Source organism: Kribbia dieselivorans NBRC 106261 (genome assembly GCF_001552435.1).
GTDB classification, from domain to species: Bacteria; Actinomycetota; Actinomycetes; order Actinomycetales; family Dermatophilaceae; genus Kribbia; species Kribbia dieselivorans.
Window position 1 is genome coordinate 1 of record NZ_BCRE01000112.1, and the last position, 10581, is coordinate 10581.

The following is a 10581-nucleotide window of genomic DNA, read 5'->3' on the forward strand; positions in this document are numbered from 1 at the left end:
CGTGGGCGCGCGAGTCCGGCCACGGACGCAGGTTGACGTCGGCGATCGCGGCGGTGACGGGGTCGGCGTCGACCGCGTGCACCGTGACGCCGAGCGCGGACAGGGCGATCGCGTCCGCACCGATGCCGCAGCCGAGGTCGTACACCTGGGCGGTGGACGCCTTCGCGAACCGCCCGCCGTGCTGGGCCGCGAGCTGCAGTCGGGTGGCCTGCTCGAGTCCGTCGGCGGTGAAGAGCATGCCCTCGGCGAACTCACCGAACTTGTCCTGTGCCCGTTCGCGCAGTCGCTTCTGGGTCAGGGTGGCGGCGACCTGGTCGGCGTCCAGACCGGCCTCGCGCAGCCCGCTCGTCAAGGCGAACACATCGGAGTCGCGATAATCGGGGAGAGCGGAAAGGACACCTTGGCCTTCGGTTGAGGCCAGCCATCGCACCGTTTCCACCTTCACCGCGGCATTGTCTCCCGACTGCGCTCCGCAACACGAGTTGGCACTCAGGTTGACCGAGTGCCAATCGCGGCATAGATTCGTACTTGGCACTCGCACCATGTGAGTGCCAATGGTCAGGACCAGGTCGACCCCCGCGACGGCGACCACCCGTCCAGGCCACCAAACCCGGACATTTCCATGGGGCACGGCATGAGGCCGGGTCCCATCCCACGAGGGAAGGAGTCATCGTGTCGGTTTCCATCAAGCCGCTCGAGGACCGTATCGTCGTCAAGCTGGTCGAGGCCGAGCAGACCACTGCTTCCGGTCTGGTCATCCCGGACACCGCCAAGGAGAAGCCGCAGGAGGGCGAGGTCCTCGCTGTCGGCCCCGGCCGCTTCGGCGAGGAGGGTGACCGCATCCCGATGGACATCTCCGTCGGCGACCGCGTCATCTACTCCAAGTACGGCGGCACCGAGGTCAAGGTCGGTGGCGAGGAGTACCTGATCCTCTCCGCCCGCGACGTGCTCGCCATCGTCGGCTGAGCATCGCACCTTCCGCACGCGCAAGCGTTTGACGACGCCCCGGGTGGCGGCCCGAGTGGGCTCCCCGGGGCGTCGTTCCCTTCACCACCCCTGACACGCAAGGACACACCATGGCCAAGGAACTGGAGTTCAACGACTCCGCCCGCGACGCCCTCCAGCGAGGCGTCGACCAGCTCGCCAACGCCGTCAAGGTCACGCTCGGCCCCAAGGGCCGCAACGTGGTCATCAACAAGGCGTGGGGCGCCCCGACGATCACCAACGACGGTGTGACGATCGCCCGCGAGATCGAGCTCGAGGACCCGTACGAGAACCTCGGCGCCCAGCTCGCCAAGGAGGTCGCCACCAAGACCAACGACGTCGCCGGTGACGGCACGACCACCGCGACCGTCCTGGCCCAGGCCATGGTCAAGGAGGGCCTGCGCAACGTGGCTGCCGGCGCCGCTCCGTCCGCGCTCAAGCGCGGTATCGACACCGCCGTCCAGGCCGTCAACGACCGTCTTCTCGAGACCGCCCGCGAGGTGGCCGGCAAGGACGAGATCTCCTCCGTCGCCGCCCTCTCCGCCCAGGACGCCGGTGTCGGCGCGACCATTGCCGAGGCCTTCGACAAGGTCGGCAAGGACGGCGTCATCACCGTCGAGGAGTCCTCGACCGCCGAGACCGCGCTCGACTTCACCGAGGGCATGCAGTTCGACAAGGGCTACATCTCCGGCTACTTCGTCACCGACACCGAGCGGATGGAAGCGGTCCTCGACGACCCGTACATCCTCATCAACCAGGGCAAGATCTCCTCTATCCAGGACCTGCTCCCGGTGCTCGAGAAGGTCGTCCAGGCCGGCAAGCCGCTGGTCATCATCGCCGAGGACGTCGAGGGAGAGGCCCTCTCGACCCTGGTCGTCAACAAGATCCGCGGCACGTTCAACGTCGCCGCCGTCAAGGCGCCCGGCTTCGGTGACCGTCGCAAGGCGATGCTCCAGGACATGGCCATCCTCACCGGCGGTCAGGTCATCGCCGAGGAGGTCGGCCTGACCCTGGCGCAGGCGAACCTCGAGGACCTCGGTCGCGCCCGCCGCGTCGTCATCACCAAGGACGCCACGACCATCGTCGACGGCCAGGGTGAGCACCAGGCCGTGACCGACCGCGTCGCGCAGCTGCGCGCCGAGGTCGAGCGCACCGACTCCGACTGGGACCGCGAGAAGCTCCAGGAGCGCATCGCCAAGCTCGCCGGTGGCGTCTGCGTCATCAAGGTCGGTGCCCACACCGAGGTCGAGCTCAAGGAGAAGAAGCACCGCATCGAGGACGCGATCTCCGCGACCCGCGCGGCCATCGAGGAGGGCATCGTCGCCGGTGGTGGCACCGCGCTCCTGCACGCCGTCGAGGTGCTCGACTCGCTCTCGCTCGAGGGTGACGAGGCCGTGGGTGCGAACATCGTGCGCAAGGCCGCGGCCGAGCCGCTGCGCTGGATCGCCGAGAACGCCGGCCTCGAGGGCTACGTCGCGGTCTCCAAGGTCAGCGAGCTGCCGCTGGGTCAGGGCCTCAACGCCGCGACCGGCGAGTACGGCGACCTCATCGGCGCCGGCGTCATCGACCCGGTCAAGGTCACCCGCTCCGCGCTGCGCAACGCCGCCTCGATCGCCTCGATGGTCCTGACCACCGAGACCCTCGTCGTGGACAAGAAGGAAGACGAGGAGCCGGCCGCCGCCGGTCACGGTCACTCCCACTGATCCGCGCTGATCGGGTCGGCTGACGACTCGATACCCGCGCCCCCGATCGACCCCGTCTCGCTCGCGCGAGGCGGGGTCGGTCACATTTTCGGCCCCGGCGCCCCATGCCGGAAGTGCGGGCCCTACCCTGTGGTCCATGCGACTTCTCGGGGTTCTCGGTGGGATGAGTTGGACCAGCACGGCGGAGTACTACCGCCTGCTCAACGAATCCGTGGGCCAGCGCCTGGGTGGCCTGCACACCGCGCGGCTGCTCATCCACAGCGTCGACTTCGCCGAGGTCGACGCGATGGCCCGTGACGAGAACTGGGCCGGCATGGCCAACCTCCTCAGTGACGCCGCCCGTGGCCTGGAGTCGGCCGGGGCCGAGGCCGTGCTGTTGGCCGCCAACACGATGCACCACGTGGCGCCCGAGATCGAGGCGGCGCTGAACGTGCCCTTCTTCCACATCGGCGAGGCCATCGCCCTCCGCGTCGCCAGCCACGGCGCCACCAAGGTCGGCCTCATCGCCTCGGCCCAGGACGACTCCTCGTACCGCGCCGCGCTGGCCGACGAGGGGATTGAACTGATGCGTCCCGACGAGGTCGAGCAGGCCGACATCACGCACATCATCTACGACGAACTCGTCCATGGGGTCGTGCGTACGCCCTCGCGCAAGCGCTTCCAGCAGATCATGGCCCGCCTGGACAAGGATGGTGCCGACGGCATCATCCTCGCCGACACGGAGATCCAGCTCTTGGTGCGCGGCGAGGACGCGGACGTGCCGCTGTACTCCTCGACGCAGATCCACGTCGAGGGTGCCGTCGCCTGGATGCTCGGCTGACCCCAGCCACTCAGCCGGAGACGACGCGGCAGGACTGCCCGCCGATCGCCACCACGGCACCGACCGGCACCTGCCGACCACGGCGGGTCTCGACCTCACCGTCGACGGTGACCAGGCCCTCCTCGATCACGCTGCGCGCCTCCGCGCCGTCCTCGACGAGGGAGGCGAGCTTGAGCAGCTGCCCCAGACGGATCATCTCGTCATGAATGGGAATCTCGAAGGGCTCGGCGCTCACCCGACCAGCGTACGGCCACGGCGCTCCTCAGCGCAGTCACAGGCCGTCGGTGAACCCCACGCGCCACGAGGGGTAGCGAGGCGTCCACGCGAGATCCCGTCTGGCCTTGGCGTTCGACGAGCAGGGCCGCATCGTGGCCCTGCGCAATCAGATCAACCCCGACAAGCTCAGGCACCTGGGCGCGGTCGGCGACCTCGCCGCCTTGGTCGCGACCCCCGGATCCGGGTGAGCGGAAACGCGTGTACGTCAGGATGCCGGCGTGTGCGTCAGGAGGCCTGGGAGGCGGCGAGATCGGCGTGGTAGGCCGCGCGCTCGTCCTCCGTCAAGCCACCCCAGACGCCGAAGGTCTCGCGCGTGCGCAGGGCGTGTTCGCGGCACGCCACGATGACCGGACAGGTGTGGCAGACGGCCTTCGCCGCGAGGTCGCGGTTGCGGCGAGCGGAGCCGCGTTCGCCCTCGGGGTGGTAGAACTGCTCGGCCCCGGTGGAGCGGCAGGACCCTTGGAACTGCCAGTCCCATAGGTCGAAGATGGGTCCGGGCAAGCGAGTCAAATCGGCCATGTCTGTCCCCCTCGGGTTGGTCTGACGGTGACACAGTGCCCGCCAAAGGTGCGCTGGGGCGTGCTCCCGGCAAACAGCAGGCCAACTCTGGTTGAACGATTGGCTACCGGCCTCGTGGTCGACCGTGTAGACATGGAGGCGTGGCCACAGCGAAACGGCAGGGCCCGCCCCGGATCGTCGTTCGGCTCACCGAGCCGCTCGCGACGTGGGCCTCGGGGCGTCGCGTCCTGCCCCTCTTCGCCGTCATGCACCACGTCGGCCGTCGCAGCGGAGCGTCGTACGCCACCCCGATCGCGGTCGTCCCGTCCGACCCCACGGTGATCCTCATCGGCCTGGTCTGGGGCACCGACACCAACTGGGCGCGCAACGTCATCGCCGCCGGGGGAGCGACGTTGCGCTGGAGGGGTCGCGACGTCACCCTGACCCGACCGCGGATCGTCGATGCGGCCACGGCGGCGCAGGTCACCAGGGGTCTGGTGCGCCGTGGCGTCGAGCGCAGTGGCGGCCTGCACTACCTCCTCCTCGACGTGGTCGGAAGCAGTCGCGACGAGCACTAGAATTGTCCAATGAGTCTCGGAGCCTCCACCCCTTCATCCGACACCCCCCATGACCCGTTCGCGAAGCTGGGTCTGACCTATGACGACGTCCTCCTCCTGCCCGGCGAGACCGACGTCATCCCCAGCGAGGTCGACACCACCACGCGGCTGACCCGCGAGATCTCGCTCAAGGTGCCGCTGGTCTCGGCCGCGATGGACACCGTCACCGAGGCGCGCATGGCCATCGCCATGGCCCGCCAGGGTGGCGTCGGCATCCTGCACCGCAACCTGTCCGCCGAGGATCAGGCCTACCAGGTCGACCTCGTCAAGCGCACCCAGACCGGGCGCATCACCAACCCGGTCACCATCGGCCCCGAGGCCACGCTCGAGGACCTCGACCGCATCTGCGGTGAGTATCGGGTTTCCGGCCTGCCGGTCGTCGAGTCCGACAACACCCTCGTCGGCATCATCACCAACCGCGACCTGCGCTTCACGCCCGTCTCGGAGTGGGGATCGATGCTGGTCAAGGACATCATGACGCCGATGCCGCTCATCACGGCCCCGGTTGACACCGACAAGGAGACCGCCACCGCGCTCCTGCGCCAGCACAAGCGTGAGCGTCTGCCGCTGGTCGACGCCGACGGCAAGCTCGCCGGTCTCATCACGGTCAAGGACTTCGTCAAGTCCGAGCAGTTCCCGCTGGCCAGCAAGGATGCCGAGGGTCGCCTGCTCGTCGGCGCCGCGGTCGGGTACTTCGGCGACTCGTTCGAGCGCGCCACGATGCTCATCGAGGCCGGTGTCGACGTGCTCGTCGTCGACACCGCCCACGGCCACGCGAAGCTCCTGCTCGACATGATTCGCAAACTCAAGGGCGACCCGTTGCTTTCGCACGTGCAGATCATCGGCGGCAACGTCGCGACCCGCGCCGGAGCCCAGGCGCTCGTCGACGCCGGCGTGGACGCGGTCAAGGTCGGCGTCGGGCCGGGGTCGATCTGCACCACCCGGGTCGTGGCCGGTGTCGGAGTCCCGCAGGTCACCGCGATCCATGACGCCGCCCAGGCGTGTGGTCCGGCCGGCGTGCCGCTCATCGGCGACGGTGGGCTGCAGTACTCCGGCGACATCGCCAAGGCCCTCGTGGCCGGCGCGGACTCGGTCATGGTCGGCTCGCTGCTGGCCGGGACCGAGGAGGCCCCCGGCGATCTCATCCTCGTCAACGGCAAGCAGTTCAAGCAGTACCGCGGCATGGGGTCGCTCGGTGCCCTCAGTTCGCGCGGCCAGAAGTCCTACTCCAAGGACCGCTACTTCCAGGCCGACATCACCAACGACGAGGACCTCGTGCCCGAGGGCATCGAGGGCAAGGTCGCGTTCAAGGGGCAGGTCTCGGCCGTCGCCCGTCAGCTCGTCGGTGGCCTGCACCAGGCGATGTTCTACGTCGGCGCCAGCACGATCCCGGAGCTCAAGGCCCGCGGTCAGTTCGTCCGGATCACCGCGGCCGGCCTCAAGGAGAGCCACCCGCACGACGTCGTCGGCATCGTCGACGCACCGAACTACTCGCGCGGCAACTGAGCCAACATCAGGTGGAGGCACGCGTGCGCCGTGTCATCGATGAGCGTGTAGCGCATCGACCGACCGTCACGCGCGGCCTCCACCCAGCCTTGGTCGCGGAGCACCCGTAGCGCCTGCGAGGCCGCGGTGGCCGTGATGGCCGCCGAATCGGCGAGTTCGCGCACGGTGCTGCCGGGCTGATCGTGCATACGCGCCAGCAGGCGGAGTCTCGTGGGGTCGCCCAGGAGATCGAACCGGGTGGCCCACGCCCGGGCGTCGCCTGCCGTGACCGGGCCATGCTCGTGGGCGGCGTCCTCGAGCGCGTCGACGCTTGAGCGGCTCGTCGCCGCGTGTGGCCGCGTGGGTGTGGTCCCCGGCTCATCCATGGAAGGCCCCCTGTGGTCTGCCCCTGTTGTTCCTTGCACATGGTGCCTCCTTGCGCCCCGAGTTGCGAGAACCGGGGGGTGCCCTAGGGTGGGGTGCGCCCCCTTCTCATGTGTTCAATTGGACACATATTCCTAAGGATCGACGTGAGCGCTGCCCGTTTTCGCCTCCTGACCATCGCCGCCCTCGCCACCTCCGCGGCCCTGACCTTGTCCGCCTGTGGCGGTTCGGCCGAGGGCCAGGCCAGTACCGAGACCCCCACCGAACTCGTGTTGGCCGACGGCTTCGAACTGGGTGGCTACAACCCGGTGATGGGCTACGGGGAGCTCGGTGTCTCGCCGATCTACGAAGGCCTGCTGGGCCTGAAGAGTGAGGGCGACGAACACCTGCCCGAGTTCACGCCGGTGCTGGCCGCGCAGGAGCCGACCGTGGATGCCAAGGGCACCACGTACACCGTCCGGGTTCGCGACGGCGTGACCTTCCACGACGGCAGCACCTTCGGGCCCGAGGACGTCGTGGCCACGTACCGTGCCATCCTCGATCCCGCCTCCGCATCGGAGATCGCCTCCTCGGTCGCGATGATCAGATCGGTCAGCGCCCGTGGCAAGGACGTCGTGTTCACCCTCAAGTACCCCTACGCCGACTTCCCCTCACGCCTGACGATCGGCATCGCGCCGTCGGAGAAGCTCGGCACAGGCCCGGCGGAGAAGTCGTCGCTCAACCGTGAGCCCATCGGCACCGGCAAGTACCGTCTCGAGGACCTCTCCGCCGAGCGGGCCGTGTTCACCGCGTTCGAGGACCACTGGGACGGCGCCGCCGAGGTCACCAAGCTCACCACGACCTACCTGCCCGACGACAACACCCGCGCCCAGCGCACCCTGGCCGGCGAGTTCGACGGCACGAACCTGCCACCGACCGTCGCCGCCACCTTCGAGGGCAAGGACGGCTTCATCATCGACTCGGTCAAGTCCGCCGACTGGCGTGGCATCTCGTTCCCGAAGAACAGTGCCTTCACCAACGACGCGAAGGCGCGCCTGGCGATGAACCTCGCCGTCGACCGGCAGGCCATGGTCGACACGGTCCTGGCCGGGCACGGCGCGCTGGCGTGGACGCCGATGTCCGACGTCTACGGCGACGCCTACGTCGGCCAGGCCCGGTTCGACTTCGACCTGCCCGCCGCGCAGAGGATGCTCGACGACGCCGGGTGGAAGGTCGGATCCGACGGGATCCGCGCCAAGGGCCGCGACAAGGCCAGCTTCACCATCGCCTACCGCCCGACCGACTCCGTGCGTCGTGACCTGGCCACCGCGTTCGCGGGGGACATGAAGCGGCTCGGGGTCGAGGTCACGCTCGAGGGCCTGGACTTCGACAAGATCGAACCGCGGATCGACGAGTTGGGCATCCTGCTCGGCGGCGGCGACAAGCCCTACTCGCCCGACACGCAGCTCTACGCGACGCTGCACACGCGAATCCCCGGCGCGGCGGTCTGGGACAACCCGGCCAATCTCGGCTCCGACAAGCTCGATGAGGCCCTGGAGACCGCCCGTACCACCCCCGACGGCCCCCAGCGTGTTGAGGCGCTGCGCACGGTCCAGACGGAGTACGTCAAGGACCCCTCGCACGTGATCTTCCTGCACCTGCACCACACGTACGTGTCCAAGGAGAACGGCTGGAACCAGGGTGAGCGCGTCGTCGAGCCGCACTCCCACGGCATCGGGTGGGGTCCGTGGTGGAACCTCGGGCAGTGGTCGGCGCAATGACGGCCGCGGTCACAGCGGCCTCATCGGCCCCGCCCACCACGACCGGGCCGGTGGGGCGCCGCCGGCGTTCGCGCCGGCCGCAGATCGCCCGGCTGGTGGCGCGACGGCTGGCGATCATGGTCCCGATCCTGCTCATCGTCTCGGCAATGGTGTTCCTCCTCGGGGCGTGGTCGCCGTTCGACCCGCTCGCGGCCTACCTCGGTGACCGGTTCCAGCGCACCTCCCTCGAGCAGCGCGAGCAGATCGCGCAGACGCTGGGCTTGGGGGAGCAGTGGTGGCGCTCCTGGATCGGGTGGTGGGCCGACATCGCCCGCGGCGACCTGGGGCACTCGCGGGTCTATGGGCAGCCGGTCGCCGATGTGCTGACCGAGCGGGTCCCGTGGACGCTGTTGCTCTCGGGGGTCGCCCTGGTCGTCGCCGTGATCGCCGGAGCGTCGTTGGGTCTCCTCGCCGGATTGCGTCCGGGCTCGTGGTTCGACCGGCTGTGCTCCGGGTTCGCCCTGGTGGTGCAGGCCGTGCCGCCGTTCGTGCTGTCGCTGGCGGTCATCACCGTGTTCGCGATCGGGTTGGGCGCGTTTCCCGCCGGGGGAGCGACCACGCCCGGCCAACCGGCGACGGTGACCTCCGTGGCCGAGCACCTGGTGCTGCCCGCCCTGGTGCTGGCGATCAGCCAGATGCCGTGGTTCATCCTGTCGGTGCGCTCCTCCGTGCGCGACGCGATGGTCTCCGATGCCGTCCGCGGTGCGGTGACCCGCGGACTGCCATGGCGCACCGTGGTGCGTGGCCACATCGCGCCGGTGTCGCTGGCCCCGCTCGTCACCCTGATCGGAGCGCGGTTGCCCGAGATCGTCGTCGGCGCCGTGCTCGTCGAGGCCGTGTTCGGGTGGCCCGGCATCGCCGCCGCGGTCGTGGCCGCCGCCAAGGCGCTCGACTTCCCGCTCCTGGCGGTGCTCACCCTGGCCACGACGGCGTTGGTGCTCGTGGGCTCACTGCTCGCCGATGTCCTCTACCTGCTGCTCGACCCGCGGGTGAGCGTCGATGGCTGACTCCACCCTGACCCGCCCGCCGCGCGCGACCGCGGACCGGCGGGCACGACGCTCCGTCAGTCTGCCCACGTCCTGGCGCCCGACCACCACGGCGGTCGCGGCGGTCACGCTGGGCCTGATCGTGGCGTACGCGGTGCTCGTGCCCGTGTTCGCCCCGGACTCCCTGACGACGCCGCAACTGGTCGATGCCCGCCAGTCGCCGTCGCCGGCCCACCCGTTCGGCACCGACCACTCGGGCCTGGACCTGTTCGTGCGCGTGGCCCAGGCACTGCGCGTCAGCCTGTTCATCGCCGTGGTCTGTGCCATCGGGTCGACGGTGATCGGGGTGGCCGTCGGCACGGTCGCGGCCACCGTCGGGGGGTGGGTCGATGCCGTGCTCATGCGCTTCTCCGACACCCTCAATGCCCTGCCGCACCTGCTGCTCGGGGTGGTCATCGTCGCGATGTACCGCGGTTCGCTGATCGCGATCATCCTCTCGATCGCGTTGATCCACTGGTCCGCGGTGGCTCGCATCGTGCGATCGGAGGCGCTGACCGTGCGCAGCATGGAGTACGTCGACGCGACCTATCTGTCCGGGGCGTCGCGGTGGCACGTGCTGCGTCGACACATCCTGCCCGCCACGCTGGGCCAGGCGGCCGTCGCGGTGGTGCTGCTGTTGCCGCACGCGATCTGGCACGAGTCGACGCTGTCGTTCCTCGGCCTCGGGCTGCCACCGGACCAGGCCTCCCTGGGGACGTTGCTGCAGGTGTCCTCCGGCGAGGTGCTGCTCGGCAACTGGTGGACGCTCGCCTTCCCCGCGCTGTTCCTCGTCGTGACGACGCTGGCGGTCAGCGGGGTCGCCGGGGCGCTGCGCGACCGGTTCGCGCCGCAGGCCGCGTCGACGGTGGTGGAGCAGTGAGCGCCGCCGAACCCCGTACGCCGCCGACCTCGCCGGTCGTGGCCGTGCGCGATCTCACGTTGCGGCTGCCCACCCGCGTGGCCGGTCGGGCGGCCTGGGTGCACACGGCC

At 69.7% G+C, this 10581-nt stretch carries 13 protein-coding genes; 9 read left to right on the top strand and 4 right to left on the bottom strand.

Going from position 1 to position 10581, the window contains the following annotated elements; all coding sequences use genetic code 11:
• Nucleotides 1-445, bottom strand: a 445-nt coding sequence (locus KD1_RS10000) for a DUF8688 domain-containing protein (protein WP_502690820.1), incomplete at its 3' end; no start/stop codon positions are given.
• Between the two features lie 227 nt (nucleotides 446-672).
• Here KD1_RS10000 and groES point away from each other — a divergent pair.
• The 3 genes from groES (at nucleotide 673) to KD1_RS10015 (ending at nucleotide 3507) form a co-directional block, all read left to right on the top strand.
• Complete coding sequence (gene groES / locus KD1_RS10005) at nucleotides 673-966, top strand: co-chaperone GroES (protein WP_068401319.1); 294 nt, start codon at nucleotides 673-675, stop codon at nucleotides 964-966.
• 110 nt (nucleotides 967-1076) lie between these two features.
• Nucleotides 1077-2687, top strand: a complete 1611-nt coding sequence (gene groL, locus KD1_RS10010) for a chaperonin GroEL (protein WP_068401322.1) — start codon at nucleotides 1077-1079, stop codon at nucleotides 2685-2687.
• A gap of 136 nt (nucleotides 2688-2823) precedes the next feature.
• Nucleotides 2824-3507, top strand: a complete 684-nt coding sequence (locus KD1_RS10015) for an aspartate/glutamate racemase family protein (protein WP_068401325.1) — start codon at nucleotides 2824-2826, stop codon at nucleotides 3505-3507.
• Nucleotides 3508-3517: 10 nt separating this feature from the next.
• Here the strand turns inward: KD1_RS10015 and KD1_RS10020 are convergent, their stop codons facing one another.
• Nucleotides 3518-3742 (bottom strand): RNA-binding S4 domain-containing protein, encoded by a 225-nt coding sequence (locus KD1_RS10020; RefSeq protein WP_217995859.1) that lies wholly within the window; start codon nucleotides 3740-3742, stop codon nucleotides 3518-3520.
• A gap of 106 nt (nucleotides 3743-3848) precedes the next feature.
• On the opposite strand from KD1_RS10020, the gene KD1_RS17520 reads away from it, so the two are divergent.
• Nucleotides 3849-3971: a hypothetical protein gene (locus KD1_RS17520; RefSeq protein ID WP_281177611.1), complete on the top strand. Its 123-nt coding sequence runs from the start codon at nucleotides 3849-3851 to the stop codon at nucleotides 3969-3971.
• Between the two features lie 37 nt (nucleotides 3972-4008).
• Here KD1_RS17520 and KD1_RS10025 read toward each other — a convergent pair whose 3' ends face one another.
• Nucleotides 4009-4302 carry a WhiB family transcriptional regulator gene (locus tag KD1_RS10025; protein ID WP_068401328.1) on the bottom strand — a complete coding sequence of 98 codons (294 nt, stop codon included), beginning with the start codon at nucleotides 4300-4302 and terminating at the stop codon, nucleotides 4009-4011.
• 140 nt (nucleotides 4303-4442) lie between these two features.
• Here KD1_RS10025 and KD1_RS10030 point away from each other — a divergent pair, with 140 nt between their 5' ends.
• Both KD1_RS10030 and guaB read left to right on the top strand, forming a co-directional pair.
• Nucleotides 4443-4859, top strand: a complete 417-nt coding sequence (locus KD1_RS10030; RefSeq protein WP_068401330.1) for a nitroreductase family deazaflavin-dependent oxidoreductase — start codon at nucleotides 4443-4445, stop codon at nucleotides 4857-4859.
• Nucleotides 4860-4868: 9 nt separating this feature from the next.
• A complete protein-coding gene (gene guaB / locus KD1_RS10035) occupies nucleotides 4869-6404 on the top strand; it encodes an IMP dehydrogenase (RefSeq protein WP_068401332.1) in 1536 nt (511 codons plus the stop codon).
• On the opposite strand, the gene KD1_RS16270 is transcribed toward guaB, so the two are convergent.
• Nucleotides 6386-6769 carry an ArsR/SmtB family transcription factor gene (locus KD1_RS16270; protein ID WP_083542347.1) on the bottom strand — a complete coding sequence of 128 codons (384 nt, stop codon included), beginning with the start codon at nucleotides 6767-6769 and terminating at the stop codon, nucleotides 6386-6388. The genes guaB and KD1_RS16270 overlap by 19 nt on opposite strands.
• A 144-nt stretch (nucleotides 6770-6913) precedes the next feature.
• Here KD1_RS16270 and KD1_RS10045 point away from each other — a divergent pair, with 144 nt between their 5' ends.
• Genes KD1_RS10045 through KD1_RS10055 form a run of 3 tightly spaced genes read left to right on the top strand, consistent with a single transcriptional unit; the run spans nucleotide 6914 to nucleotide 10471 of the window.
• Nucleotides 6914-8527, top strand: a complete 1614-nt coding sequence (locus tag KD1_RS10045) for an ABC transporter substrate-binding protein (RefSeq protein ID WP_217995860.1) — start codon at nucleotides 6914-6916, stop codon at nucleotides 8525-8527.
• Nucleotides 8524-9573 (top strand): ABC transporter permease, encoded by a 1050-nt coding sequence (locus tag KD1_RS10050; protein ID WP_068401337.1) that lies wholly within the window; start codon nucleotides 8524-8526, stop codon nucleotides 9571-9573. Before KD1_RS10045 ends, KD1_RS10050 begins: the two co-directional genes overlap by 4 nt.
• Nucleotides 9566-10471 carry an ABC transporter permease gene (locus KD1_RS10055; RefSeq protein WP_083542348.1) on the top strand — a complete coding sequence of 302 codons (906 nt, stop codon included), beginning with the start codon at nucleotides 9566-9568 and terminating at the stop codon, nucleotides 10469-10471. The genes KD1_RS10050 and KD1_RS10055 overlap by 8 nt, the downstream gene beginning before the upstream one ends.
• Nucleotides 10472-10581 lie beyond the last annotated feature (110 nt).

What these genes read in the sequence shown, in the direction of transcription:
- groL (WP_068401322.1), top strand. Translation starts at nt 1,077, where the DNA reads ATGGCCAAGGAACTGGAGTTCAACGACTCCGCCCGCGACGCCCTCCAG.
- KD1_RS10015 (WP_068401325.1), top strand. Translation starts at nt 2,824, where the DNA reads ATGCGACTTCTCGGGGTTCTCGGTGGGATGAGTTGGACCAGCACGGCG.
- KD1_RS10025 (WP_068401328.1), bottom strand. Translation starts at nt 4,302, where the DNA reads ATGGCCGATTTGACTCGCTTGCCCGGACCCATCTTCGACCTATGGGAC.
- guaB (WP_068401332.1), top strand. Translation starts at nt 4,869, where the DNA reads ATGAGTCTCGGAGCCTCCACCCCTTCATCCGACACCCCCCATGACCCG.
- KD1_RS16270 (WP_083542347.1), bottom strand. Translation starts at nt 6,769, where the DNA reads ATGGATGAGCCGGGGACCACACCCACGCGGCCACACGCGGCGACGAGC.
- KD1_RS10050 (WP_068401337.1), top strand. Translation starts at nt 8,524, where the DNA reads ATGACGGCCGCGGTCACAGCGGCCTCATCGGCCCCGCCCACCACGACC.
- KD1_RS10055 (WP_083542348.1), top strand. Translation starts at nt 9,566, where the DNA reads ATGGCTGACTCCACCCTGACCCGCCCGCCGCGCGCGACCGCGGACCGG.